The sequence below is a fragment of the Streptomyces auratus genome, from assembly GCF_050433025.1.
Lineage (GTDB): Bacteria > Actinomycetota > Actinomycetes > Streptomycetales > Streptomycetaceae > Streptomyces > Streptomyces sioyaensis.
The window spans coordinates 1,186,524-1,210,939 of record NZ_JBNGCB010000001.1; the positions used below are offsets into that span (position 1 = coordinate 1,186,524).

The window sequence follows — 24,416 nt, forward strand, 5'->3', positions numbered from 1 at the left end:
CTCGTCCGCCGGTGGTGGCGCCACCCAACCTACTTGGCCCGAACCGTTCCGAACGCCCCCCGTTCACCTGCGAGGAGCGGGGTCTTTACACGATCCCTACGGGCGATCGCGACCGATTTCCACAAGTTCGCTCGCATTGGCGCTCCGCAGCCACTCCGAACACGGAAAACAACCCGCTTTCCAGACTCCCCAATCGGCACATCGTGGGCTTAACTTATGAAGCATGACCTCCCCCCGCTCTACCTATGGCGGCGGCTACTACGCTTCGCCTTCCTTCCCGGACACCCCGATCTACGACAGCCTCGTCGCAGAACGCGGCACACCGCAGATCGCCCCGATCCGGGTGAACCCCGCCCCTTACGACACGGTCTCGTCCTATGCGCCGGCCCGGCCGGCACTTCCGGCGCTGCCTGCCGCACCCTCCTATCCGTCGCCCCCGCAGGGCTACCCGGGCGCGGCCGCACAGCCGGTCGCCCCGCTGCAGCAGGCCCCGGCGCCGTACATCCCGCAGCAGGCGGGCGGGCGCGGCTATCCGTCCCCGCAACAGCAGCAGCCCCAGCGCCCGCCCATGGGCACGGGGTACGAGGCGATGCGGCCGGCCGCTCCGGTGGCGCCGCGGCCTGCCTCGCCCTACGACGATCCCTACGGCCGTCAGTATCCGCGGGGGTACTGACCTGGCCGATCGGTCAACTGTCCGAGGCGGCTGGCAGGATGGATCGCATGCCGAAGCCTGCGCTGCGTTCGATCCATCTCTATCCGGTCAAATCCATTGCGGGGTCAGATCCCGGCGAGGCGGTCGTGGAGCCCTGGGGGCTCGCCGGGGACCGACGCTGGCTGCTGGTCGATGCCGAGCGCAGGCAGCTCACCCAACGGCAGCAGCCGGCCCTGGCATTGGCGCATGCCCAGGAGCTGCCGGGTGGCGCGCTGCGCCTCACCGCGCCCGGACGGCAGCCGTTGACGGTCGAGGTGCCCGCCTCCGGGGAGACCCTCCCGGTGGAGGTCTGGAAGGACGAGGTCGAGGCGGTGCCCGCGGATCCGGCGGCGGCCGAGTGGTTTCGCGGGTATCTGGGCATCGAATGCCGGCTGGTGCATCTCGACGCCCCGGAGAAGCGCCGCCCCATCGCGCCGGAGTTCTGCGCGCCCGGTGACACGGTCAGCTTCGCCGACGGCTTCCCGCTGCTGCTGACCACCGGCTCCTCGCTGGACGCCCTCAACTCCCTCATCGCGCAGGGCGACCATGCCGACGAGGGGCCGCTGCCCATGGACCGCTTCCGGCCCAATGTGGTGGTGGACGGCACCGCCCCCTGGGCGGAGGACGGCTGGCGGCGGATCCGCATCGGCGAGGTGGTCTTCGAGGTGGCCAAGCCCTGCGCCCGCTGCGTGGTCACGACGACCGACCAGCGCACCGCCGAGCGCGGCAAGGAGCCGCTGCGCACCCTCGCCCGCCACCGCCGCTTCGGTGACCGGCTGGTCTTCGGCCAGAACCTGATACCGCGCGGGGTCGGCACGATCCGAATCGGCGACCCGTTCGAGATACTCGACTGACGGTCCGGCGCGGGCCTCGCCCTGGCAGCTCGCCGGCCGTACCCCGGCCGTCAGACCGCTGCCGTCAGACCGCTGCCGTCAGCCCGTCGATCATGCGGTCCAGCAGGCGGTCGAAGGCCTCCTGATCGCCTGAGTCCTGGCTCGCCGCCGTCAGGGCTTCGGCGAGGTGGGGGTAGGAATCCCCGGTGGCAACGGACCGGAGGTGGCGCGCCTGGGCCTCCAGGAGGTCGCGGGAGGTACGGCCGGCGGCCACGGTCGCCTGCTCCTGGGCGAGTTCGTACGAAACGTGACTGGCCACGAACCCGGTGAGCAGGGTGAAGGTCTCCAGCCGGGCCCGGGCGTCCAGGCCGGCGGGGGCCAGGACGGCCAGCGCGTACTCCAGGACGGTGAGGGCGTTCGGGCCGAGCGTCTGTCGGGCGGGCAGCGCGGTCGGCAGCCACGGGTGACGCCGCATGAGCGCGCGCTGTTCACGGGCGAGTTGCCGCAGGTCCGCACGCCAGTCGCCGGAGGGTTCGCGGGGCATCCGGTGATCGCCGCTGACCTGGTCGATCATGAGCTCCAGCAGCGTCTCCTTGTTGGGGACGTAGCTGTAGAGGGACATCGTGCCGGCCCCGATCCGGGCCGCGACCGCGCGCATCGTGACGGCGGTGAGCCCTTCGGCGTCGGCGAGGGCGACGGCCTCGGCGGTGATCTCGGCGCGGCTGTGCGCCGGCGGCCGCCCCCGCCGCGGGCGTTCGGCCGTCGGCCAGAGCGCCTCGGGATCCACTCCGGTACTGCGGCCGGCTGTGCTTGTTCGGGCCACGGCAGCCTCTCCTCGTTCCTGCGCGCCATCCTCTCATCGTCTATTCTAGTACGACGTACGGGAATACCCGCGCTCCTGCTCAGGAATCGAGGCACCGTGACGACGGCGACCGCCCACCCCTCCGCGAAGAAGCTGCCCCTGCGCACCCGGGCCATGAGGCGCACCATGGGGAACCTCCCGCCCAAGCTCCATGACGTCGCCCACGAGCCCGGCCTCGTGGTGCCCGCCGCCGACGGCAGCGCCCTGCTGACCGACCACTACTTCCCCCTGGCCGCCGGCGACTTCCCCACCGTCCTGGTCCGCTCCCCGTACGGCCGGGGCTTCCCCTGGGCGCCCATGTACGGCGTGCACCTGGCCGAACAGGGCTTCCATGTCGTCCTGCAGAGCTGCCGCGGCTCGGGCGGGTCCGGCGGCGAAACCGACCTGTGGCGCAACGAAGCCGCCGACGGCCAGGCCACCGTCGCCTGGCTGCGCCAACAGCCGTGGTTCACCGGCGTGTTGGGGACGATCGGCGCCAGCTACCTCGGCTACGTCCAGTGGGCGCTCGCGCTGGATCCGCCGCCGGAGCTGCGGGCGATGGTGGTCCAGGTCGGCCTGCACGACCTGCACGCCTTCTTCCACCCCGGGGGCGCGTTCTCCCTGGAGACCGGGCTGACCTCCACGATGGGCCGGCTGTCCCAGCACCAGGGCATGAGGGAGTCCGTGCGGGCCGCGCTGCGGTTGCAGCGCCACATGGGGAAGATCTCCCGGACCCTCCCCCTCGGCGAGGTGTACGCGGCCGGTCTCGGCGGCCGGGTGCCGTATCTGGAGGAGGTGATGGCCCACCCCGACCCCGAGGACCCGCACTGGCACGGGGCGGACGCAGGGGTCGCGGCCGAGCGGCTGACCGTACCGACCGCCCTGATCACCGGCTGGCACGATGCGCTGCTCGACCAGACCCTGCAGCAGTACGCCCGGCTCGGGCGGGCCGGCTGCGACGCCTCCCTGCTCATCGGCCCCTGGACGCACAACTCCGCACCGGGCGGGCTCGAGGCGCTCACCGCAAGCCTGGCGTGGCTGCGGGCCCATCTGTGTGACGACCCCGCCGGCCTGCGGGAGTCGAGGGTGCGGGTCCACGTGGGCGGCCGGCGGACCTGGCACGACCTCCCCCACTGGCCCCCGCCCGCCACGGACCGGCGCTGGTACCTCGGCAGCGGCGGCACACTGCGCGACCGGGCTCCCGAAGACACCGCCGCGCCGCTGTCGTTCCGCTACGACCCGGCCGACCCGACCCCCTCGGTCGGCGGTCCGCTGCTGTCCCCCAAGGCCGGAAGCCGGGACAACACCGCTTTGGAGGCCCGGGACGACGTACTGACCTTCACCACCGCGCCGCTCACCGAACCGCTGGACGTCGTCGGGCCGGTCCGGGCGGAACTACGGGTCACGACCGACACCGGCCACGCCGATGTCTTCGCGCGGCTCTGCGACGTCGACGACCGGGGCCGCTCGGTCAACGTCTGCGACGGGCTGCGGCGGCTCCACCTCACCGAAGACGGCCCGGCCGAGGTCACGGTGGACATGAGCGCCACCGCCCACCGCTTCGCCGCCGGACACATGATCCGCCTGCAGATCAGCGGCGGCGCCCACCCGCGCTTCGCCCGCAACACCGGCACCGGTGAACCGCTGGCGACGGCCACCCGCCTCCAGCCGTCCGAGATCTCGCTCCACCACCCGTCCGCGCTCGCCCTGCCCCTCGCCGACGCGGACTTCGACGCCCGCGGGCCCGCACACTGACGGGCCCGGACGCCTTCGCCGTCCCGGCGGCGAAGGCGGCTCCCGGCCGCCGGCAACGGCCGTCCCGAACCGCTCCCGCCGCAAGGAGACAGACGTACGAGCGGCGGGCCTATCCCTCCTGATGTCACGTTTTGTACGGCCTGAAGTTGCTCCCTCTTCGCAGAACTCTCGCGGGGACCACCCGCGATGGGGTATTCACGGACACACCGAGAGGGGGCAACCATGCGAGCGATGCGCGGGGTCTGGCGCTGGCGGCACAGTCCGCTGTGGCGCCGCACCGACCGGATCGAGGCCTGGGTGGCGCTCGTCGCCGCCCTGCTGATCGCCCTCGGCGCGACCTGTGCGGGCTGGCTCGCCGGCCGGTCCGCGCACGGCGCGCTGCTGGAGACCGTACGGATACAGCACCAGCAGCGGCAGCTGGTGTGGGTCACGGTCGACCGGCTGGTGTCGCGGGCCCCGCTCGACCCCGATCCGGAAACCGCTTCGCAGCGCGATGCGCACCGCCGGGTCATCGCCCGCTGGACGGCGTCGGACGGCAGCGCCCGCATCGGGGAGCTCGCCGCGCCACGGCCCGTCGAGCCCGGCGAGCGGTTCCGGATCTGGACGGACGACCGGGGCCGGGTGATGCCGCGGCCGATGGACGTCAGCACGGCCGGTACGCATGCGGTGCTGGCCGGCCTGGGCACCGCGGCCGGGGTCGGCATGATGATCGAGGGTGCCCGGCGGCTGGTCGGCTGGCAGCTGATGGTGCGTCGCTTCCGCCGCTGGGACCAGGAGTGGGAGCGGGCGGGCCAGGACTGGGGCCGGGCCGACCACGGTAGTTGAGGGGCGGCTGACCAGGCTGCTGACCGTGTCAACTACCGCTCGCCGGGCGCGCTACGGTGGTGGCGCCGGCCCTTCGGCCGGCGCCTCGCCGGCCGAAATGCGGACATCCGCGGACGGATGCCGGCGAGCCGACAACAGCCGCACGAAGTGGGGACACGACAGCACCATGGCACAGGCCTCGGTCCAGGTGACGCACTCCGGAACCTCGCGGTGGCGGCGCCGCACAGGGGAGTACAGCTCGCTCGCCGCCGCCCTGGAGGCCGCCGGGGACGGTGATGTGCTGACGGTCCCGGCCGGTACGTACCGGGAGAATCTGGTGCTGGGGCGCGCGGTGACGCTGCGCGGCCCGGACGGGGCGCGCGGTGCGGTGCGGATCGCCCCGGCCGACGGGGTGGCGCTGACGGTCCGGGCCTCGGCCACCGTCCACGATCTGCATCTGGAGGCGACGGATTCGACGTCTCCCGCCCTGCTGGTGGAGGACGGCGCCCCGGAGCTGTCCGGCCTGCGGGTGGTGACCCGGTCCGCGTCCGGCATCGAGGTCCGCGGCGGCGCCCGCCCGACGGTGCGCCGCTGCACGGTCGACAATCCGGGCGGGGTGGGCATCAGCGTCCTGGACGGCGCCGGCGGCCTCTTCGAGGAGTGCGAGGTGGTGGCCGCCGGGCAGGCCGGCGTGGCGGTGCGCGACGGGGCCCATCCGCGGCTGGAGAAGTGCCGGATCCACCACGCCTCGGGCGCCGGCCTGTCGGTCAACGGCGAGGGCAGCGCGGTCGAGGCGGTCGGCTGTGAGCTGTACGAGATCAAGGGCGCAGGGATCCAGATCGCCGCGCGGGCCACCGGCCACTTCACCGACTGCACGGTGCACCGCACCTCCGCCGACGGGGTCACCCTGGACACCGACGCGGTCCTCACCCTCGCCGACTGCGACATCCACGACATCCCGGAGAACGCGGTCGATCTGCGGTCCCGTTCGGTGCTGACGCTGACCCGCAGCACGGTGCGGCACTTCGGGCGCAACGGCCTGTCCGTATGGGACCCGGGCACCCGGGTGGACGCCAACCAGTGCGAGATCCACGACAGCACGGGCGACTATCCGGCGGTGTGGGTCAGCGACGGCGCCACCGCCGTACTCGACTCGACCCGGGTGCACGACGTGCCGGACGCACTGTTCGTACTGGACCGGGGCTCGCGCGCCGATGTGGTGGACTGCGACCTCGCCCAGGTCCGCAACACCGCGGTGTCGGTCAGCGACGGCGCCACCGTCCAGCTCGACGACTGCCGGATCCGGGAGGCCGCCACCGGCGCGTGGTTCCGCGACCACGGCAGCGGCGGCACGCTCGCGCACTGCACCATCGACGGTGCGCAGACCGGCGTGATCGTCACCAAGGGCGCGGACCCCACCATCGAGGGGTGCACGGTCAGTTCACCGGCCGAGGCCGGGTTCTACGTCTCCGCGGAGGGTCGCGGCACCTTCCACGGCTGCCGGGTCACCGGGAGTTCGGGCTTCGGCTTCCATGTGATCGACGGCTGCCGTACGACCTTGACGCGGTGCCGTACGGAGCGGTGCGCGCGCGGCGGCTACGAGTTCGCCGAGGGCGGCGCGGGGCAGGGTGACGGGCCGACGGTCCAGGACTGCACCAGCGACGAGAGCCGTGCGCTCCCGGCGCCGGCGGCCGCTGCGGTGGCAGCGCCCGCCGTCCAGCAGGCGACCCAGACGGCCGGGCTGCTGGGCAACGTTCCGGCCCAGGCCCCGCCGGCTGCCCCGTCCGCTCCCGCGGCCCCGGCCGTCAGCAGCCGGCCCTCCGACGAGGTGCTGGGTGAACTGGACACCCTGGTGGGCCTGGAGAGCGTCAAGCGTGAGGTGCGCAGCCTGATCAACATGATCGAGGTGGGGCGCCGCCGGCAGCAGGCGGGACTGAAGGCCGCCTCGGTACGCCGCCATCTGGTGTTCACCGGCTCCCCCGGTACCGGCAAGACGACCGTGGCCCGGCTATACGGCGAAATCCTCGCCGCGCTCGGGGTGTTGGACCGCGGGCATCTGGTCGAGGTGTCCCGGGTGGACCTGGTGGGCGAGCACATCGGGTCGACGGCGATCCGTACCCAGGAGGCGTTCGACCGGGCGCGCGGCGGGGTGCTGTTCATCGATGAGGCGTACGCCCTCTCCCCCGAGGACTCCGGACGGGACTTCGGCAAGGAAGCCATCGACACCCTGGTGAAGCTGATGGAGGACCACCGGGAGGCGGTGGTGGTGATCGTGGCGGGCTACACCGCCGAGATGGCGCGCTTCCTGGCGGTCAACCCCGGTGTGGCGTCCCGTTTCTCACGGACCATCACCTTCGGCGACTACGCGCCCGAAGAGCTGCTGCGGATCGTCGAGCAGCAGGGCGAGGAGCATGAGTACCACCTCGCCGACGGAGCCGGCGAGGCGCTGCTGAAGTACTTCACGGCGCTGCCCAAGGGGCCGTCGTTCGGCAACGGCCGCACCGCGCGGCAGACGTTCGAGGCCATGGTCGAGCGGCACGCGGGCCGGGTGGCGCAGCTGACCGACCCGAGCACCGACGACCTGACCCTGCTCTACGCCGACGATCTGCCCGAACTCCCCTGATCCGCCCGGCAGTCCGCGCCTGCGCCGGCGGGCCGCTGGCCCGGCAGGTCCGGGCTGAGCCGGGCGATGAGTTCGCCGCGCACCCTGTCGAAGACCGGGTCGGCCTGGTAGTCGCCATGGCCCAGGATCTGGGCGGGCAGCGGGTGGTACAGGGTGCGGCCGAAGGCGAGCGGGTCGCGCAGCGGCCCCTCGTCGATCCCCCGGCCGTCCTCGCAGGTGAGCCGGATCGGGCCGCCGATGGGGTCGGTGAAGCGCCACAGATTGCGCCAGTCGTCCATCTCGCGGTGCAGACCGGTCAGCGCCGGCGGCCCGAAGAAGGCCGGGAACCAGCGGCCGTAGAGCCGCTCCAGGGGGCTGCCGTACGTCAGCAGCGCGACCCGGCTGCGGGTGACCAGGTCCAGCTGCCAGACCGCGGCGGCCGCCAGCACACTGCCCTGGGAGTGCCCGGAGAGCACCAGCCGGCCGTCGAACCGCTCGGTCCAGGTGGCCATCCGCCAGGTGAGGTCGGGGACGGCGCGCTCGGCGTAGCAGGGCGGGGCGAAGGGGTGGGCGGCGCGCGGCCAGAACGTGCCGACGTCCCAGAGGATGCCGATGGTGCGGCGGGCGGCGTGGTCCCGGTAGGCGCGCCGGCCCATGGTGATCAGCAGTATGACGCCGGCGCTCATCAGCCAGGAGCCCAGGGACTCCGCGGTCTCGGCGGCGGCGTGCACGACGGGCGGCGCACCGTCGGTGGCGCGGCCCGGCGCCAGGTCGGTCAGCCAGGCACCGGCCACCGCACCGGCCCCGAGGACGAGGGTGACCGCCGCGATGGCCGCGACCAGGACGGGGGCGGCATCGGTGAGTCCGGCCCGGGCGATGGCGCCGGCGATGCCCTGGATACGGCGCCGGTCGAGGTGCTCGCGCGGGTCGTAGAGCCCGGGGACGTCCCGGGCCACCCGGCCGCGGACGAGCACCACCCGGACGGCGGCGAGCACCGCGACGGCGGCGACGACCACCAGGAGGACGGGCAGGACCGAGGCCTGCCAGGACAGCAGGACCGGCGGCCCGGGAATCGGGGCGTGCTCCTGGCCGGGGGTCGCGTCGCCGTCCAGCCAGTCCGCGAAGCGCTGGGCCACTCCCCCGGACAGCACCCCGCCGACCGCGCAGGCCAGCAGGGCGACGGCCGGCCCGCCCATGCCACGCAGCGCGGTGCGCGCGTCGTCCCGGGCGGCGCGCTTAAGGACCCAGGCGGTCAGCGCCAGCGCGAGGACCAGCAGGCCCTGGAAGACGGCGATCCCGCCGAAGGCGCCGGCGCCGGGCAGCGCGCCGTGGCTGCGGGCGCCGGGGCGCGCCCAGCCGGTGTGCACGGCGATCAGCGCCAGCACGGCGAGGGCGGCGAACGGCAGCACCCGCACGACCAGGCGGTCGGTCTGGACGTCCGGTGCGGCCTCGTTGCGGGCGGTGCGCCAGACGACCGCCAGGGTGGCGACGGCGAGCAGCGCGACCAGGGCGGTCAGCGCCCGGCCGGTGACCGCGAGGGCGGTGCTGCCGCCGGCGTGCCCGTCGGCCTTCGCTCCGGCGGCGAGCAGCACGGTCCCGATGGTCAGCACACCGGCCGTGGTGTGGGCGGCACGCAGCCGGGCGACCACCCGGCGGCCGTACCAGAAGCCTTCACGGCTGAGCGCGGTGCGTTCGGCGGCCGGGGTGTCCCGGGAGGTGCCGGGCTGCCGCGGCGGCGGTGAGGCCGATTCGTAGGCGCTCCACGTACGGCGCGAGAGCCCCCACAGGAAGCCGATCACGGCCAGCGGCACCGTGGCCGCGAGGGCCAGGCGGCGGCCCGGGGGGCTCCACCAGCCGGAGTTGTCGGGGCTGAGAAAGCCCATCCAGGACTTGTCGGCGTTGCAGGCGGTGGTGCCGGCGCATTGCCAGGCCGTGAGGTCGAGGGCGACCTCACAGGCCGCGGCGGCGAGCAGGACGGTGAGGGTGAGGGCAAGGAGGCGCACCAGCACGTCGTAGATCCGCTGGGCGCGGTGCTCGGGGGGTGCGGCCGGGCGCATCCAGTGGGCGAGGTTGGCGACCATGAAGGGCAGCAGGATCAGCCACAGGGCGCGGGCGCCGTTGCCCGAGGTGAGGTTGGACCAGCAGTACGCCTCGCGGACCGGCTCGCCCCGGTAGTCGTCGGGCCGCTGCTCGGCGTCCGCGTCGTCCGTGCGGCGGTAGCAGGCCGCGGTGTCGTCGCCGGTGATCAGCTGCACCCGGGGATCACCGAGCATCTCCTGGGCCGAGGTGCCGCCGACGCCGTGCACCAGCAGCTCCAGGGAGAGCTGTGGTGCCGGGTCCGGTGGACCGTCTGCCGGGGTGTCACGGTCCTTTGTGCGGGCGTGCGGTGTCGGTTCCGCGGTCTCCACGATGTCCCCCGTTGTCCGTACGGCGCCGTGCGGTGTGGCGCCCCAGGATTGTCCCTTCCCCCCGGGAGCACATCCAGTACCCGCGCCGGGCCCCCGACCGGAACCGGCCGCGCCGCATGCTTACCACCGGCAACCGGCGTCGCTGTCAGCACCACGTGCGAGGATGAGGTCATCAGTGATCGCGGGCGGCAGCCTGCGCGCAGACCCGGGAGCGCGAGCCGGGGCGGAAGGGACGGGCCGGGGTGAGCGACAACCAGAACCTCCTCGCGGAGCAGCGGCGGGCCCTGATTCTCGACGAGGTCAGACGGCGCGGCGGGGTACGGGTCAATGAACTCACCCGCAGGCTGAAGGTGTCGGACATGACGGTCCGCCGCGATCTGGACGCCCTGGCCCGTCAGGGCATGGTGGAGAAGGTGCACGGCGGCGCGGTGCCGGTCAGCGAGCCGAGCGCGCACGAGCCCGGTTTCGAGGCGAAGTCGGCGCTGGAGCTGAGCGCCAAGGAGGACATCGCCCGGGCCGCGGCCGAGATGGCGGCGCCCGGCAGCGCGATCGCGCTGGCGGGCGGCACCACCGCGTTCGCGCTGGCACATCAGCTGCTGGAGGTGCCGGATCTGACGGTGGTGACGAATTCGGTGCGGGTGGCCGATGTGTTCTACACCGCGCAGCGGGCGGCGGCCAGCGGCGGCGGGCCGCGTGCGGGGGCCGCGACGGTGGTGCTGACCGGCGGGGTGCGTACGCCCTCGGACACCCTGGTGGGGCCGGTGGCGGATGCCGCGATCCGGTCGCTGCACTTCGATGTGCTCTTCCTGGGGGTGCACGGCATATCGGTGGAGGCGGGGCTGTCGACGCCGAATCTGGCGGAGGCGGAGACCAACCGGCATTTCGTGCGGTCCGCGCGGCGGGTGGTGGTGGTCGCCGATCACACCAAGTGGGGCACGGTCGGCCTGAGTTCGTTCGCGACACTGGATCAGGTCGCAGTACTGGTGACCGACTCCGGGCTGTCGGCCGCGGCGCGCGCGGAGTTCGCGGAGCTGCCGCCGGAGCTGGTGGTGGCGGGCGAAGAGCCGGCGGCCGCAGACATCTGACGGTGCGCCAGCTATGGTGTGCCGCGCCGGGGCACCCCGGTCCGCCGACCGTTCCCAGGGAGCTCTCCCATGGCACGCCAACTCCGCCCCGTCGGACTCGACTTCGCTCACTCCGCCCCGCTGCGGCTGGCGTTCGCCGCGGAGCTCACCGCCCCGCCGAAGGCGGTCTATGCGGCGCTGGCCGAGGATGTGGCGGGCTGGTCGAGCTGGTTCACGGGGGTGTCCCGGTCGGCGCCGACGCTGGACGGCACGGGCCGGGTGGTACGACTGACCGGGGGCACCCGCTTCGCCGAAACGGTGCTGGTGGCCGAGCCCGGTGCGCAGTACGCCTACCGGGTCGACACCACCAACGCCCCCGGCCTGTGGGCGCTGCTGGAGGACTGGCGGCTGACACCGGCGGGCGCCGGCACCCGGCTGCGGTGGACGTTCGCGGCGGACGGCCCGGCACCGTTCCGCCTGCTGCTGACGCTGGCGCGGCCCGGTCTGGGCCGCGCCTTCCGGGAGTCGGCGCGGGCCCTGGACCGCCGGCTCGCCAGGGCCTGAGGCGCCTTGGTCCGGCGCGGGCCGCCCCAGGGCGCAGACGAGCCGGAGGGCACAGACGAGCCGGACGGGAGCCGCAGGCGCGCCGGACGGAAGGCTCAGGCGGGCCAGACGCCGGTCGCGAGGAATTCCTCAAGGGTGCGCGCGTACGGCGTGATGTCCAGCCCCTGAGAGGCCAGCCAGGCATCGGAGTAGTACTTGTCGAGGTAGCGGTCGCCGGGGTCGCACAGCAGGGTGACGACGGACCCCGTACGGCCCTCGGCGACCATCTCCGCGACGATCCGCAGGGAGCTCCACAGCCCGGTGCCGGTCGAGCCGCCCGCCTTGCGGCCGATCGCGGCCTCCAGGGCGCGTACGGCGGCGATGCTGGCCGCGTCCGGCACCTTCATCATCCGGTCTATCGCGCCGGTGACGAAGCTCGGCTCCATCCGCGGCCGCCCGATGCCCTCGATGCGCGAGGCCGTGGCGCAGTCGGTCTTGGCGTCCCCGGTGAGCCAGCCGTCGAAGAAACAGGAGTTCTCCGGGTCGGGGACGCAGACGCGGGTGTCGTACTGCATGTAGTGGACGTAGCGGGCGATGGTCGCGGAGGTGCCGCCGGTGCCCGCGGTGGCCACGATCCAGGCGGGCTCGGGATAGCGTTCCAGCCGCAGCTGCTGGTAGATCGACTCGGCGATGTTGTTGTTGCCGCGCCAGTCCGTGGCCCGTTCCGCGTAGGTGAACTGGTCCATGTAGTGACCGCCGGATTCGGCGGCGAGCCGGGCGGAGACCTCGTAGACCGTCCGCGGGTCGTCCACCAGATGGCAGGTGCCGCCGTGGAACTCGATCAGCCGGGTCTTCTCCTGGCTGGTGGTGGCCGGCATCACCGCGATGAACGGCACCCCGATCAGCGAGGCGAAATACGCCTCGGACACGGCCGTGGAGCCGCTGGAGGACTCGATGACGGGCTTGTCGGGGCGGATCCAGCCGTTGCACAGCCCGTAGAGGAACAGCGAGCGGGCCAGCCGGTGCTTGAGGCTGCCGGTGGGGTGCGTCGACTCGTCCTTGAGGTAGAGGTCGATCCCCCACTCCTCGGGCAGCGGGAAGCGCAGGAGGTGGGTGTCGGCCGTACGGTTGGCATCCGCCTGCACCTTGCGAACGGCTTCTTTCAGCCAGCTTCGGTAGTCCGGATCCGTGCGGTCGACATCGACGGTCGGCATCGGGGCCGCGGCCGCGGCCGCACGGTCGGGCCGGTTCTGGGGCTCCTGTGCGGTGCTCACCGGCGCACTCCTCAAGGGGCTGGGGAAACCCGCGCGCAACGGCGGGCCGATTCCGACTATAACCCCCGCCGCAACCTCCTCACCTGCATAAACATCACTTTGAGATACCCCAAGGAGGCCCTGGGGCGGTGCTGTTGTGCGCGCTGCGCGCCGGGGAGACTGGTGCACCGGGCGCCGGACCGGCAGACTTCCCCCAAGGGGCGGTGGAGGGCAGCTGCCCGTTCACCGAGGAGGTGCCGGCATGGCGGAGGCCGAGTTCAACGCGACCGGCGTACGGATCGAACGGTGGCTGCGGTCGTTGACCCGCGCCGGACAGGTCGTCATCCAGGACGGCAGACTGGCGCTGCTGACCAGCTACGGCAGAGAGATCGACAGCGCCCCCCTACAGGCGGTACAGGCCCACAAGCCGCTGTTCGCAGCGCGGGACCGGGCACTGGCCACGCTCAACGGCCATCGCTACTCCCTCACCCTCGGCGCACCGGAGCTCTTCCTCAAGGCGCTGGAAGCGGCGCGTCCGCCGCGCACCTGACGGCCCCTTCCGGCCGGGACGTGCGGTTGCGGGAGCGCACCGACTGGATGACCCTGTACTCGTATCACTGAGGGTTCACCAGCGGTGACGCTGTGGTGCAGCCGGCATCGCTGGATCCGATCTTCGCCCCTGCCCGGTACGAGGGGCGCCCGGCCTCATCAGGGAGTCGCGGTCGTGATCAGGCAGCCCAGCAGGCATTGCACGGTGGAGCTCCAAGCCGTTCCGGCTCGCATCGGACATGTGCGCAGAATTGTCTCCGCGCAGCTGCGGTACTGGCGTCTCGACGCCTTGATAGACCCGGCTGCGCTCGGGGTGACCGAACTCCTCGCCAATGTCCACCGCCATGCCCGCCCCAGCAAGCAGTGCACCGTGGAACTCCGCGTGCTCCTAGATCAGTTGACGGTCTCGGTGCATGACGAGGATCCCCGGCTGCCGCGGCTGCGGGCCGCCGGCAGCTGGGAGACCTGCGGCCGCGGGCTGGCGCTGATCGCGGCGCTCAGCGAGAGCTGGGGGATGCGCCCGGACGGCAGCGGCAAGGTCGTGTGGTTCACCCTTCCGGCGCTGACCACCGCGCCCGAAGAGGCGTGCACGGACCGCGCGTACCCAGAGCCCCTGCCCATGGCGGACGCCGGTCCGCGCGCCCGGATGCGGGGCACGAAGGTCGGCTGACGGGCGGACGGCAGGCCCGGCCGGTCGCGGCGGGGCCGGCCGTCCGCCCTTCCGGGCGCCGACGGCGGCGGTCAGGCCGCGCCCCCCTTGGACCCCGTGGCGAAGTGTTCCTCCAGGACGGAGAGCCGGCGCCAGTACTCCTCCTCGTCGATCTCGCCCGCGGCGAAGCGCCGCCCGAGCACGGCGAGGGGTGAGGGGGCATCGGTACGGGCGGAGAGCTGCGGGCCGCGGAGGTGCCCGCGGGGCCCGCCGTGCCGCCACACGGTGCGGCGCAGCAGCGTCACCACACCGAAGATGACCATCGCCCAGATCACGGGCACGAACAGGATCCAGGGGCCCGGGCCGCCGCCGGCCCAGGGTGCGGCGAGCGTGAACATCGCCCTCAACTCCTCGGTGGAAGGGGGCGGGGCCGGTGCCACCGGTCCCCGCGAGACCGGTGTGTCCGGTCTCCTTCGAGCCTCGCTCCCCGGGCGCCGCCGGTCGTCGTACGGCCAGCGGCTTCGCTCGTACGCCGCAGGAAGTACGCGGGGCGGGAAGGTCTGCTCCGGTCACGCCGACGCACTCCGCTCCGCCCGCTCTTGCCCGCTGTAACTACTAGTATGTACAGTCCGCCCATGAGCACTCGGAAGCGGCCCGGCCGCCAGGAACGGCCCGGTACCCGGGAACGACTGGTGCGCAGTACCCAGGAACTGCTGTGGGAGCGCGGGTACGTCGGCACCAGCCCGAAGGCGATCCTGGAACGTGCGGACGTCGGCCAGGGCAGCATGTACCACCACTTCACCGGCAAGTCCGAGCTCGCCCTCGCCGCGATCCGGCGGACCGCCGAGGAGATGACGGAGACCGCCGAGGAGTGCCTGACCGGCCCCGGTACGGCGTACGACCGGGTCGCGGCCTATCTGCTGCGCGAGCGGGAGGTGCTGCGCGGCTGCCCGATCGGCCGGATGACCCAGGACCGCGATGTGGTGCACAGCCCCGTGCTGCGGCAGCCGCTGGACGAGATGTTCGGCTGGCTGCGGGGCCGGATCGCGGAGGTCCTCGCCGAGGGGCAGCGTCGCGGCGAACTGGCCGCGGGGCTGGATCCGGTGGCCGGCGCCGCAACCGTCGCGGCCGTCGTCCAGGGCGGCTACGTCCTGGCCCGCGCCGCCGTTGACACCGCCCCCTTCGACGCCGCCGTCCAGGGCGTGCTGGCGCTGCTCGCCGCGCAGGCCACGCCCGCCGCCGGCTGAAGCCCTCCCCCTCCCCCTACGGAGTCCGTATGCACGCCATGCAGTACGCCATCACCCTGCCCGCCGACTACGACATGCAGATCATCCGGGACCGGGTGAAGTCCAGGGGCCACCTCCTGGACGAGTACGCCGGGCTCGGCCTCAAGGCGTACGGCATCCGCGCACGCGGCGTCGACGGTGCGCCGGTCAACCAGTACGGGCCGTTCTACCTGTGGGCCGCCCCGGAGGCCATGAACCGCTTCCTGCTCGGGGACGGATTCCGCGGCGTGGTCCGCGACTTCGGGCGGCCGGACGTACGGCACTGGCAGGGGCTGTTCCACCGGCGGGGCCCGGCCGCCGGCACCCTCCCCCGCGCCTTCACCCGGCGGACCGAAACGCTCCCCGGCGACGCCGACGCGGCCGCCGCCGTGGCAGCCGCGGCGGCCGCACACGAGGAGTTGGCCACAACGGACGGGGTGCACACCACGGCACTGGGCCTCGATCCGCACCACTGGGAGCTGGTCCACTTCACCCTGTGGGCGGACGCCTCCCCCGGGTCCGCGGGCGAGCGCTTCCAGGTGCTGCATCTGTCCGCCCCGGAGGCCGGGCGGCTGGGTGCGGGGCGGCAGTGGTGACCCCGGCCACCGCGCACGGGGCGGCCGTCCCCGCCGTCCGTACGGTCCTCGGCGACATCGCCCCCGAGGACCTGGGCGTCTGCAACGCCCACGACCATCTCTTCCTGCGCAGCCCCCGGCTGCCGGGGCAGGAGCTGGACGACGCCGGGGCCGCGGCCGCCGAGCTCGGAGCCTTCCGTGCGGCCGGCGGCGCGGCGGTGATCCAGTGGACGCCGTACGGCATGGGCCGGGGCGCGGCCGAACTCCCGGGGCTGGCACGGGAGTCGGGGGTGCGGATCGTCGCCGCCACCGGGCTGCACCAGGCGGTGCACTACGCCCCTGAGGTGCTGGAGCGGGTCCGCGCCGATCTGGCCGGACTGTTCGTCGCCGAGCTGACCGTGGGGATCGGCGGCACCGGCCCCCGGGCCGGGATGATCAAGGTCGCGGGCGGTTTCCACGGGCTGGACCGGCACGCCCGGTACACCATGGCCGCGGCCGCCGAGGCCCAGCGGGCGACCGGCGCCGCGATCGGCGTGCATCTGGAGCTGGGGACCGGCGCGCTGGACGTGCTCGACCTGCTCTGCGGTGAGTTGGCCGTTCCGCCGGACCGGGTGATCCTCGGCCATCTCAACCGCGCACCGGACCTCGTGGTGCACCGGGCGGCCGCCGGGGCCGGGGCGTATCTGGCGTTCGACGGCCCCTCGCGGGCCCATCATGCGACCGACTGGCGGCTGCCCGAGGCGCTGGCCGCGCTGGCCGGGGCGGGCTTCGCCGACCGGATCCTGCTGGGCGGCGACACCACGACGGCCGATGCCCGGTCGGTGAACGGCGGCCCGGGCATGCCGCATCTGCTCAGCCGCCACCGGAAACGGCTCGAAATCGCCCTGGGCGCCGACCTGGTGACGCAGTTTCTGACCGCCAATCCGGCGCGCGCCTTCGCCGCCCCCTGGGCGCGGACTCCGCATGCGGGCCGGACTTCGCCCCCGGGCCGGGCAACGGACGCGCCGGCTACAACGTGACGGAAATCCCCACATGGGGCCGCCGCCCGCCACGCACCAGTGCGCCGACGCCGTCCATCAGCCGGAACCGCAGCCCGTATTTGCGCGCCATCGCCGTACGCACCCGGCCGAGCCCGGCACTTCCCTCCAGGAGCCGGCCGGTGCCCTCGACGCTCTGCGCGCCCGCGGCGATACGCCCGCGCACATCGCACGGGGTGACGGTCACCCGCGCGCCGTTGCGCAGCCGCTTGACCTTCCCGCTGTCCTCCCGCGTCCACACCAGGAGTTCGCTCCCTTCGGCCACTGCCCAGACGGGGGTGGCCACCGGGGTGCCGTTCCTGCGGTAGGTGACCAGACTGACGTACGGGCTGCGCGCGACCGCTTCGGGAATCATGCGCGCAGCCTAGAGCGTCCGGCCGGCGGCGGGCCCTACCGTGCGAGGACGACCAGCGGATCGTCCAGCACAGGCTGCCAGGCCAGCTCCGCCGCGCCGACCAGACTGTTGTGGTCGAGGCTGCAGGGCAGGATCGGTACCCCGCCGCTGCGGCCCCACAGGCTGCGGTCGGCGACCACCGCGCGCAGCCGCTCGGGGTCGGCCGCCAGCAGTTCGCGGTGCAGCCCGCCGAGGACGATGCGGTCGGGGTTGAGGATGTTGACGAGCCCGGCGATGCCGAGGCCGAGGCGGTCGATGAGGAGATCGGCCGCGGCGCGGACACCCGGATCGGCGTACTCGTCCCGCAACAGATCGGTGGCCTGCTGGAGCAGGGAGACCTCGGGGCCCGGCTCGCGGCCCGCGGCGCCGAGGAAGGCGAGCGGGTCCGCCTCGACGTCCAGGCAGCCGCGGCTGCCGCAGTGGCAGGGCGCCCCCTCGGGGTTGACCGTCAGATGGCCGACCTCCAGTGCCAGGCCCGAACTGCCGCTGTGCAGACGGCCGTCGAGCACCAGCGCGCCGCCGACGCCGCGGTGGCCGGAGGCCACGCAGAGCAGATCGCGGGCGCCGCGGCCGGCGCCGTGGCGGTGTTCGGCGAGCGCCATGAGGTTGACGTCGTTGCCGGTGAAGCCGATCGCGTCGGTGACTCCCGGGATGCCGGCAGCGGCGAGCGAGCGCAGAAACAGTTCGCGGACGGGGGCGCCCGCGGGCCAGGCGAGGTGCAGCGGGTTGAGGGCCTCCCCGTCCGGTTCGGCGACCGCGGAGGGCACCGCGAGCCCGGCCCCCAGGCAGCGCCGGCCGGTCTCGCGCAGCAGCTCCGCGCCCGCCCCGACGGCATCGGCGAGGACGTGCGCCGGGTCGGCGGGGATGGCACCGCAGCCGGTCGAGGTCGCCACGATCCGGCCGCCGAGGCCGACCAGCGCGACCCGGAATCCGTCGGCGTGGATCTGCGCGGCGAGCACGACCGGTCCGTTCTCGGCGACGAACAGCCGGTGGGAGGGGCGCCCCTGGGAGCCTGCCGAGGCGGTCGGCCGGGAGTCGACGGTGATCAGGCCGAGCACTTCGAGCTCGGCGGCCACCGCCCCCGCGGTGGCGCGGGTCACGCCGAGTTCGGAGGTCAGGACGGCGCGGGTGGGCGCGCGTCCGGTGTGTACGAGCTCCAGTGCGGGTCCGAGGGCGCCACGGCCCCGCTCCAACCTGGTTGTCCGAGTCTGGGTCACCCCTCTATTCTGGCTTTGTGCCGACACTAAACAAAATACGGGCGGCCCTGACGACCCACCGGGACCCGCTCCCCGCCGATCCACACCTCACCCGTCTCCGCATCGCCGTCACGGCCTTCTTCGCCATGGACGGCTTCCTCTTCGCCGGCTGGGTCGTCCGGATCCCCGCCATCAAGGCGCAGACCGGCGCCGGCGCGGGCGCCCTGGGACTCGCGCTGCTCGGCGTGTCGGCCGGCGCGGTCGCCTTCATGATGCTCACCGGGCGACTGTGCCGGCGGTTCGGCAGCCACACCGTGACCATCGCCTCGGCGGCCGCCCTCGCCCTGAGCATCGTGCTGCCGCCGCTGACCCACTCTGCCACCGCGCTGGGCCTGGTCCTGCTGGTCTTCGGCGCCGCCTACGGGTCGCTCAACGTCGCGATGAACAGCGCCGCCGTCGATCTCATCAGCGCCCTGCGGCGCCCGGTGATGCCGAGCTTCCACGCCGCCTTCAGCCTCGGCGGGATGCTCGGCGCCGGGCTCGGCGGGCTGGTAGCGGGCAGCCTGTCCGCCACCGTCCACCTCTCGCTCCTCGCCGTGGTCGGACTGCTGGTGACGGCCGTCGCGGGGCGCTCGCTGCGCATCCACCCGGCACCGGTCGTCCCCGAGCGGCGAACGACCGAGGAGAGCCGGCCGCGCAGTGGGCACGAGGGGCGGGGGCGACGCCTGGTCGTCGTCTTCGGCCTGATCGCGCTGTGCACCGCCTACGGTGAGGGGGCGATGGCCGACTGGGGCGCGCTGCACCTCACCCAGGACCTGGCCGCCGGCCCCGGGACGGCCGCCGCCGGATATGCCGTCTTCGCGCTGGCGATGACCCTCGGACGGCTGTCCGGAACCGCGGTCGTCCAGCGCTTCGGCGCGGCGCGGGCGCTGATCGCGGGCGGCACGACGGCGACCGCGGGCATGCTGCTGGGGGCGCTCGCCCCGACGGTCTGGGCGGCCGGTGCCGGTTTCGCCGTCGCGGGCCTGGGGCTGGCCAACATCTTTCCCATCGCCATCGCCCGCGCCGGCGAGACCGGCGGGCCGGACGGGGTCGCCGTGGCCTCCACGGTCGGCTACGGCGGCATGCTGCTCGGCCCGCCCGCCATCGGCTTCCTCGCCGAAGCGGCCGGACTGCCCCTCGCACTGACCACGGTCGCCCTGCTGGCCGCGGTCGCGGCGGTCATCGCGTACGCCACCCGCGGGGCGCATCACACCGGACGCCGGGTGACGCGGGAAGCGTGACGGCACCCCCTCCCGCGCGGCGTGCTGCGGGGTCACCCAATCCGGTGCGACCGGCGGGTGGTTGAGCCCACAACGACGGTCGCGGTGCAGGTCAGCGCGGTGACGCCGGTGCCGGTGGACCATGCGCGGGCCGACTGCGGCCGGACCCGCGCGGGTCCGTTGTCAGTGCCGGCTGGCACACTCAGGGGCATGGAGATCACCGAGTTCGTCGAAACACTGCGACTGGACGGCAGCCTGCTCGCCGATGCCGCCGAGGAGGCGGGGCCGGATGCCCGGATTCCAGCCTGTCCCGAGTGGCAGATGCGGGATCTGGTCAGCCACATAGGGCGGGTCCACCGGTGGGCGACGGAATTCGTGACGCAGGGGAAGGAGCAGCCCGGCTCTTTCCCCGAGGCTCCCGATCTGGCCGACGGCGAACTCGTCAGCTGGCTGCGCGAGGGCCATCACCACCTCGTCCTGGCCCTGGACTCCGCCCCGCAGGACCTGACGGCCTGGACGTTTCTGCCCGCCCCGTCAGCGCTGGCGTTCTGGGCGCGCCGCCAGGCACACGAGACCTCGGTACACCGCGCCGATGCCCAGCAGGCGGCCGGCGCCTCCCTCACCCCCCTCCCGTCCGCCTTCGCCGCCGACGGCATCGATGAAATCCTGACGGGTTTTCACTCCAGCGACCGCAGCAGAGTCCGTACGGACCGCCCCCGCACGCTGCGTCTGCGCGCGACGGATGCGCCCGGCGCCGACTGGACCGTCCAGCTCTCCGACACCCCGCCGCGCACCGTGCGTACGGCCCCGGACGCCGACAGCCCGGAGACCGGAAAGCCGGTGGACTGCACGATCGAGGGCCCGGCCGAGGAGCTGTATCTCGCCCTGTGGAACCGTCTGCCGTGGGACACGCTGACGATCACGGGCGATGAGACGCTGCCCGAGCTGTGGCGGAAGCAGGGGGGCATCTGAGGCAGGGCATCCGAGCAAGGGGGCATGGAGCAGGGAAGCATGTGAGCGGGGAGGCCGGCGGACGGGTCACGCGCCCGGGCCGCCACCGGCCAGCGGTCCCGGGCGGGCGGGGCACCCCGGTCCGCCGATCCACCGGGTGCACGGGTCCGCCGATCCCCGCTCCCTCGGCCACCAGCCCACCGGAAGTGCCCGCAACCCAACCCCCGCCCGCTGTCAGCCCAGCCAGCCGGGCCGCACCAACCCCGACTCATAGGCCAGCACGACCAGTTGGGCACGGTCACGGGCACCCAGTTTCACCATCGTGCGGCTGACATGCGTCTTGGCGGTGAGCGGGCTGACGACCAGCCGGCGGGCGATCTCGTCGTTGGACAGGCCGATGCCGACCAGCGCCATCACCTCCCGCTCCCGCTCGGTCAGTTCGGACAGCGCACCGGCCGCGGCCGGCTCCTTGGAGCGGGCCGCGAACTCCGCGATCAGACGGCGGGTGACACCGGGCGAGAGCAGCGCATCGCCGGCGACGACCGCCCGCACGGCCCGCAGCAGCTCGTCCGGTTCGGTGTCCTTGACCAGGAAGCCGGAGGCGCCGGAGCGGAGTGCTTCGAAGACGTACTCGTCCAGCTCGAAGGTGGTCAGCATGACGACCTTCACCTCCGCCAGCCGCGGGTCCCCGGTGATCCGGCGGGTGGCGGCCAGGCCGTCCACCACCGGCATCCGGATGTCCATCAGGACGATGTCCGGGCGGTGTTCGCGGGCGGCGGCCAGCGCCTGCTCTCCGTCCGCGGCCTCGGCGACCACCCCGATATCGGGCTGGGCGTCCAGCAGCGCCTTGAATCCGGCCCGGACCAGCAGCTGGTCGTCGGCGAGCAGTACCCGGATCACGACTCCTCCTCGGTGGCGGCCGGGGTCACCGTATCCGCATCCGCGGCCCGGCCCGGATCGTGCGTCCCGGCCAGCGGGATGCGCGCCCGGACCCGGAACCCGCCGTCCGGACGCGGACCCGCCTCGACGGTGCCGCCCAGGGCGGCCGCCCGCTCCCGCATCCCGACCAGACCGTTGCCGCCGCCGGACGGCTCGCCCGCGCCGGAGGTCGCCGGTCCGTCGTCGTCGACCCGGATCTCCAGCACCCCGGGGAGGTAGCGGAGCAGCACCCGGGCGGTGCGCGAGCCGGAGTGCCGGACGATGTTGGTGAGCGCCTCCTGCACGATACGGAAGGCGGCCAGATCGGTCCCGGGTGCCAGGGTGGCCCGGGCACCCTCGGTGCTGATGTCCACAGCGAGACCGGCGCGCCGTGCCTGCTCGGTGAGTTCGGGCAGCCGATCGAGCCCCGGCGCCGGGGAGAGCGGCGCGTCGCCCGGGGTACGCAGGGTGCCGAGGACCTGGCGCACCTCGCCCAGCGCCTCCTTGCTGGCGTCCTTGATGGTGGTCAGCGCGGTCCGCGCCTGCTCCGGGTCCTGGTCGAGCAGCGCCAGGCCCACGCCCGCCTGGACGTTGATGACGGAGATGCTGTGGGCGAGTACGTCATGCAGCTCCCGGGCGATCCGCAGCCGCTCCTCGTCCGCCCTGCGCCGCTCCGCGGCGGCACGCTCCGCACCTGCCCTGGCCAGCTGTTCACGGCGCACCCGTACCAGCTCGGAGAGGGCCATCACGGCCACCACCCAGACGAGGGCGAGCAGTTCCTGATCCCAGGAGCCGGGCCCCTTGTGCGGGGGCAGCAGGGCGTAGAGCCAGTGGGCGACCAGCACATGGGAGACCCACACCCCGCCCAGCGCGCACCAGGCGACCGTGCGATGCCCGGCGACCACGGCCGAGAACGCCCCGAGCGCGAGGAGGAGGAAGACCGGTCCGTACGGATAGCCGGCCGCAAGGTAGACGGCGGTGACGGCGGCGGTGCCGAGGGCGACGGCACGCGGATAACGGTGCCGGTAGAGCAGCAGTGCCGCGCCCCCGATCAGCAGGGCCCGGGCGAGGGAGTCCACCGGCACCCGGCCGGGCTGCTTGTGCCCGGCGAAGCCCGAGCCCACCGTCACGGCAATTGCCACGACCAGCGTCGAGAGCCAGGGCAGCCGGGTGCCCGACCGGCCCCACCGCTCCCCGGGCATGGCCGCCGGCCACCGCGCCCACCACGGCCCGAAGCAGCGCCGCGCCCACGTCGGCCGTGCGTTCTCCATACGGTCACGCTAGACCGCGACGGGGCCCCCAGGCGTCAGCCCGGCGCAGGGGCCGGCCGTACTCTCCCGGGAGTACGACCTACCGCCGGGAGGACGCGGCGGACGGCACGGCATGCCTGGTCACCGCCCGGCTGCCCAGAGCGCGACGAGGGCCGTACGCCCGCCCCCGTCCGGCGACGACCCCCAAAGGCCGCCGCTCACCCCCGGTCCATCGCCTCCAGTGCCCGCCGCGCCACCGGGCGGGTGCGGACGATCTCGGCCAGTGTGGTCGTCCCGCGGGTGATCTTCGCGAAGGCGTGCCAGGCCGGGCGGAAGCCCGTGACCGCGGCGTGCATCAGGCCGGGGCGGCGGGTGAAGACGTGGAGCATCCGGCGGCCCACGCCCATCTCCACCCCGAGGCCGGCCTTGATGGCGAAGGCGTAATTGAGGGCCTGGCGGCGGGCGTCCACCGCGTCATGCGCCTCGGAGACCCGCACCGCCCACTCGCCCGCGAGCCGCCCGGACCGCAGGGCGAAGGAGATGCCCTCCCGGGTCCACGGCTCCAGCAGCCCGGCCGCGTCCCCGCACACCAGCACCCGGCCGCGGGACAGCGGGGAGTCATCGGCGCGGCAGCGCGTCAGATGCCCCGAGGAGATGCTCGGTTCGAAACCGGCCAGGCCCAGCCGGCCGATGAAGTCCTCCAGATAGCGCTTGGTCGCCGCGCCCTCACCACGCGCGGAGATGACGCCGACGGTGAGGGTGTCGCCCTTGGGGAACACCCAGCCGTAGCTGCCGGGGATCGGTCCCCAGTCGATGAGCACCCGGCCCGCCCAGTCCTCGGCGACCGGCGCCGGCACCGGAATCTCCGCCTCCAGGCCCAGGTCGACCTGGTCGACCTTGACCCCGACGTGACCCCCTATACGGCCCGAGCTGCCGTCCGCGCCGACCACGGCACGCGCCAGCACCACCTCGCCGTCGCCCAGCACCACCGCGACGGTCCGCCGGTCCGGCACCTCGGCACCGTGCTGCTCCACCCGCGCGACCGTGACGCCGGTACGGACCGTGGCGCCCGCGTCCTGGGCCGACTCGACCAGCCGGGCATCGAACTCGGGGCGGTTGATCAGCCCGAACAGCATGTTCTTGGAGCGGCGGGTGCGGGTGAGCCGGCCGTTCAGCGAGAACGTCACCGCATGCACCCGGTCGCGCAACGGCAGGTCGAAGCCGGGCGGCAGCGAATCCCGCGAGGGGCCGATGATGCCGCCGCCACAGGTCTTGTAGCGCGGGAGGTCCGCTTTCTCCAGCAGCAGCACCCGGCGTCCCGTACACGCCGCGGCATGCGCTGCCGAGGCGCCCGCAGGCCCCGCGCCCACCACCACGACGTCCCACACCTGCTCGTTGTCCTCCGCTGCCCGCTCGCTGCTCACCTGTACGTCTGCTCCCGTTCCATGCCTGGCTGCGCGTCCGCCCGCATCCTACGGGCCCCTGTTGTGCGCGGGGCCTGTGGGAAGATCGGGGGCACTGATGTCCGTACGTCCGGCCCGTCCGGCTCACAAGGTCCGGACGGCCCGTACGCACA

The 24,416-nt window shown here is 73.7% G+C and carries 23 protein-coding genes; 14 read left to right on the plus strand and 9 right to left on the minus strand.

What is annotated here, in order from left to right; genetic code table 11:
- Window positions 1-223 precede the first annotated feature (223 nt).
- Both BKA18_RS04940 and BKA18_RS04945 read left to right on the plus strand, forming a co-directional pair.
- A complete protein-coding gene (locus BKA18_RS04940) occupies window positions 224-673 on the plus strand; it encodes a DUF6643 family protein (RefSeq protein WP_366047524.1) in 450 nt (149 codons plus the stop codon).
- A 47-nt stretch (window positions 674-720) separates the two neighbouring features.
- Window positions 721-1,545, plus strand: coding sequence for an MOSC domain-containing protein (locus BKA18_RS04945; protein ID WP_366047525.1), 825 nt, complete (start codon window positions 721-723; stop codon window positions 1,543-1,545).
- 64 nt (window positions 1,546-1,609) lie between these two features.
- Here BKA18_RS04945 and BKA18_RS04950 read toward each other — a convergent pair whose 3' ends face one another.
- Entirely contained in the window at window positions 1,610-2,311 is a 702-nt protein-coding gene (locus BKA18_RS04950; protein WP_006607316.1) for a TetR/AcrR family transcriptional regulator, read from the minus strand.
- Between the two features lie 189 nt (window positions 2,312-2,500).
- Between BKA18_RS04950 and BKA18_RS04955 the strand changes: the two genes are divergently transcribed.
- The 3 genes from BKA18_RS04955 to BKA18_RS04965 all read left to right on the plus strand — a co-directional run bounded on the left by BKA18_RS04955 (window position 2,501) and on the right by BKA18_RS04965 (window position 7,547).
- Window positions 2,501-4,120 (plus strand): CocE/NonD family hydrolase, encoded by a 1,620-nt coding sequence (locus BKA18_RS04955; RefSeq protein WP_366047550.1) that lies wholly within the window; start codon window positions 2,501-2,503, stop codon window positions 4,118-4,120.
- Window positions 4,121-4,342: 222 nt separating this feature from the next.
- Window positions 4,343-4,945 (plus strand): Rv1733c family protein, encoded by a 603-nt coding sequence (locus tag BKA18_RS04960; RefSeq protein WP_429638160.1) that lies wholly within the window; start codon window positions 4,343-4,345, stop codon window positions 4,943-4,945.
- 166 nt (window positions 4,946-5,111) lie between these two features.
- Window positions 5,112-7,547: a right-handed parallel beta-helix repeat-containing protein gene (locus tag BKA18_RS04965; protein WP_366047526.1), complete on the plus strand. Its 2,436-nt coding sequence runs from the start codon at window positions 5,112-5,114 to the stop codon at window positions 7,545-7,547.
- Here the strand turns inward: BKA18_RS04965 and BKA18_RS04970 are convergent.
- The gene (locus BKA18_RS04970; protein WP_429638162.1) at window positions 7,517-9,934 is read right to left on the minus strand and encodes a hypothetical protein; all 2,418 of its coding nucleotides are present in this window, start codon (window positions 9,932-9,934) and stop codon (window positions 7,517-7,519) included. The two genes, BKA18_RS04965 and BKA18_RS04970, sit on opposite strands and share 31 nt — an antisense overlap.
- A gap of 242 nt (window positions 9,935-10,176) precedes the next feature.
- Between BKA18_RS04970 and BKA18_RS04975 the strand changes: the two genes are divergently transcribed.
- Both BKA18_RS04975 and BKA18_RS04980 read left to right on the plus strand, forming a co-directional pair.
- Window positions 10,177-11,019, plus strand: coding sequence for a DeoR/GlpR family DNA-binding transcription regulator (locus tag BKA18_RS04975; protein ID WP_366047527.1), 843 nt, complete (start codon window positions 10,177-10,179; stop codon window positions 11,017-11,019).
- A 69-nt stretch (window positions 11,020-11,088) separates the two neighbouring features.
- Window positions 11,089-11,562, plus strand: a complete 474-nt coding sequence (locus tag BKA18_RS04980; RefSeq protein WP_366047528.1) for an SRPBCC family protein — start codon at window positions 11,089-11,091, stop codon at window positions 11,560-11,562.
- A gap of 95 nt (window positions 11,563-11,657) precedes the next feature.
- Here BKA18_RS04980 and BKA18_RS04985 read toward each other — a convergent pair whose 3' ends face one another.
- On the minus strand, window positions 11,658-12,755 hold the full coding sequence (locus tag BKA18_RS04985; RefSeq protein ID WP_366047553.1) for a PLP-dependent cysteine synthase family protein: 1,098 nt from the start codon (window positions 12,753-12,755) through the stop codon (window positions 11,658-11,660).
- Window positions 12,756-13,056: 301 nt separating this feature from the next.
- Here BKA18_RS04985 and BKA18_RS04990 point away from each other — a divergent pair, with 301 nt between their 5' ends.
- Together BKA18_RS04990 and BKA18_RS04995 are read left to right on the plus strand one after the other, a co-directional pair.
- Window positions 13,057-13,344, plus strand: a complete 288-nt coding sequence (locus BKA18_RS04990; protein ID WP_006607324.1) for a hypothetical protein — start codon at window positions 13,057-13,059, stop codon at window positions 13,342-13,344.
- Window positions 13,345-13,518: 174 nt separating this feature from the next.
- Entirely contained in the window at window positions 13,519-14,013 is a 495-nt protein-coding gene (locus tag BKA18_RS04995) for an ATP-binding protein (protein WP_147246606.1), read from the plus strand.
- 71 nt (window positions 14,014-14,084) lie between these two features.
- Here BKA18_RS04995 and BKA18_RS05000 read toward each other — a convergent pair whose 3' ends face one another.
- On the minus strand, window positions 14,085-14,390 hold the full coding sequence (locus BKA18_RS05000; RefSeq protein ID WP_366047529.1) for an SHOCT domain-containing protein: 306 nt from the start codon (window positions 14,388-14,390) through the stop codon (window positions 14,085-14,087).
- A gap of 237 nt (window positions 14,391-14,627) precedes the next feature.
- Between BKA18_RS05000 and BKA18_RS05005 the strand changes: the two genes are divergently transcribed.
- From BKA18_RS05005 to BKA18_RS05015, 3 genes are read left to right on the plus strand one after another with little or no spacing between them, the layout of a single operon-like run.
- The gene (locus BKA18_RS05005) at window positions 14,628-15,239 is read left to right on the plus strand and encodes a TetR/AcrR family transcriptional regulator (RefSeq protein WP_366047530.1); all 612 of its coding nucleotides are present in this window, start codon (window positions 14,628-14,630) and stop codon (window positions 15,237-15,239) included.
- Window positions 15,240-15,268: 29 nt separating this feature from the next.
- Window positions 15,269-15,853, plus strand: a complete 585-nt coding sequence (locus tag BKA18_RS05010; protein ID WP_366047531.1) for a DUF4865 family protein — start codon at window positions 15,269-15,271, stop codon at window positions 15,851-15,853.
- Window positions 15,847-16,851, plus strand: coding sequence for a phosphotriesterase family protein (locus BKA18_RS05015; protein WP_366047532.1), 1,005 nt, complete (start codon window positions 15,847-15,849; stop codon window positions 16,849-16,851). Before BKA18_RS05010 ends, BKA18_RS05015 begins: the two co-directional genes overlap by 7 nt.
- Here the strand turns inward: BKA18_RS05015 and BKA18_RS05020 are convergent.
- Window positions 16,841-17,224 (minus strand): PPOX class F420-dependent oxidoreductase, encoded by a 384-nt coding sequence (locus BKA18_RS05020; protein ID WP_366047533.1) that lies wholly within the window; start codon window positions 17,222-17,224, stop codon window positions 16,841-16,843. The two genes, BKA18_RS05015 and BKA18_RS05020, sit on opposite strands and share 11 nt — an antisense overlap.
- Before the next feature lie 35 nt (window positions 17,225-17,259).
- The gene (locus BKA18_RS05025; protein ID WP_366047534.1) at window positions 17,260-18,480 is read right to left on the minus strand and encodes an ROK family protein; all 1,221 of its coding nucleotides are present in this window, start codon (window positions 18,478-18,480) and stop codon (window positions 17,260-17,262) included.
- A gap of 17 nt (window positions 18,481-18,497) precedes the next feature.
- Here BKA18_RS05025 and BKA18_RS05030 point away from each other — a divergent pair, with 17 nt between their 5' ends.
- Window positions 18,498-19,742, plus strand: coding sequence for an MFS transporter (locus BKA18_RS05030; protein ID WP_366047535.1), 1,245 nt, complete (start codon window positions 18,498-18,500; stop codon window positions 19,740-19,742).
- 189 nt (window positions 19,743-19,931) lie between these two features.
- Complete coding sequence (locus BKA18_RS05035; RefSeq protein WP_366047536.1) at window positions 19,932-20,693, plus strand: maleylpyruvate isomerase family mycothiol-dependent enzyme; 762 nt, start codon at window positions 19,932-19,934, stop codon at window positions 20,691-20,693.
- A gap of 213 nt (window positions 20,694-20,906) precedes the next feature.
- Here the strand turns inward: BKA18_RS05035 and BKA18_RS05040 are convergent, their stop codons facing one another.
- The 3 genes from BKA18_RS05040 to BKA18_RS05050 all read right to left on the minus strand — a co-directional run bounded on the left by BKA18_RS05040 (window position 20,907) and on the right by BKA18_RS05050 (window position 24,264).
- The gene (locus tag BKA18_RS05040; protein ID WP_366047537.1) at window positions 20,907-21,572 is read right to left on the minus strand and encodes a response regulator; all 666 of its coding nucleotides are present in this window, start codon (window positions 21,570-21,572) and stop codon (window positions 20,907-20,909) included.
- On the minus strand, window positions 21,569-22,861 hold the full coding sequence (locus tag BKA18_RS05045) for a sensor histidine kinase (RefSeq protein WP_429638165.1): 1,293 nt from the start codon (window positions 22,859-22,861) through the stop codon (window positions 21,569-21,571). Before BKA18_RS05045 ends, BKA18_RS05040 begins: the two co-directional genes overlap by 4 nt.
- A 197-nt stretch (window positions 22,862-23,058) precedes the next feature.
- A complete protein-coding gene (locus BKA18_RS05050; protein ID WP_093482115.1) occupies window positions 23,059-24,264 on the minus strand; it encodes a geranylgeranyl reductase family protein in 1,206 nt (401 codons plus the stop codon).
- Window positions 24,265-24,416 lie beyond the last annotated feature (152 nt).

What these genes read in the sequence shown, in the direction of transcription:
- BKA18_RS04990 (WP_006607324.1), top strand. Translation starts at nt 13,057, where the DNA reads ATGGCGGAGGCCGAGTTCAACGCGACCGGCGTACGGATCGAACGGTGG.
- BKA18_RS04945 (WP_366047525.1), top strand. Translation starts at nt 721, where the DNA reads ATGCCGAAGCCTGCGCTGCGTTCGATCCATCTCTATCCGGTCAAATCC.
- BKA18_RS05010 (WP_366047531.1), top strand. Translation starts at nt 15,269, where the DNA reads ATGCACGCCATGCAGTACGCCATCACCCTGCCCGCCGACTACGACATG.
- BKA18_RS05005 (WP_366047530.1), top strand. Translation starts at nt 14,628, where the DNA reads ATGAGCACTCGGAAGCGGCCCGGCCGCCAGGAACGGCCCGGTACCCGG.
- BKA18_RS05035 (WP_366047536.1), top strand. Translation starts at nt 19,932, where the DNA reads ATGGAGATCACCGAGTTCGTCGAAACACTGCGACTGGACGGCAGCCTG.
- BKA18_RS04985 (WP_366047553.1), bottom strand. Translation starts at nt 12,755, where the DNA reads ATGCCGACCGTCGATGTCGACCGCACGGATCCGGACTACCGAAGCTGG.
- BKA18_RS04960 (WP_429638160.1), top strand. Translation starts at nt 4,343, where the DNA reads ATGCGAGCGATGCGCGGGGTCTGGCGCTGGCGGCACAGTCCGCTGTGG.
- BKA18_RS05000 (WP_366047529.1), bottom strand. Translation starts at nt 14,390, where the DNA reads ATGTTCACGCTCGCCGCACCCTGGGCCGGCGGCGGCCCGGGCCCCTGG.
- BKA18_RS04955 (WP_366047550.1), top strand. Translation starts at nt 2,501, where the DNA reads ATGAGGCGCACCATGGGGAACCTCCCGCCCAAGCTCCATGACGTCGCC.
- BKA18_RS04940 (WP_366047524.1), top strand. Translation starts at nt 224, where the DNA reads ATGACCTCCCCCCGCTCTACCTATGGCGGCGGCTACTACGCTTCGCCT.
- BKA18_RS05045 (WP_429638165.1), bottom strand. Translation starts at nt 22,861, where the DNA reads ATGGAGAACGCACGGCCGACGTGGGCGCGGCGCTGCTTCGGGCCGTGG.
- BKA18_RS04980 (WP_366047528.1), top strand. Translation starts at nt 11,089, where the DNA reads ATGGCACGCCAACTCCGCCCCGTCGGACTCGACTTCGCTCACTCCGCC.
- BKA18_RS04965 (WP_366047526.1), top strand. Translation starts at nt 5,112, where the DNA reads ATGGCACAGGCCTCGGTCCAGGTGACGCACTCCGGAACCTCGCGGTGG.
- BKA18_RS05020 (WP_366047533.1), bottom strand. Translation starts at nt 17,224, where the DNA reads ATGATTCCCGAAGCGGTCGCGCGCAGCCCGTACGTCAGTCTGGTCACC.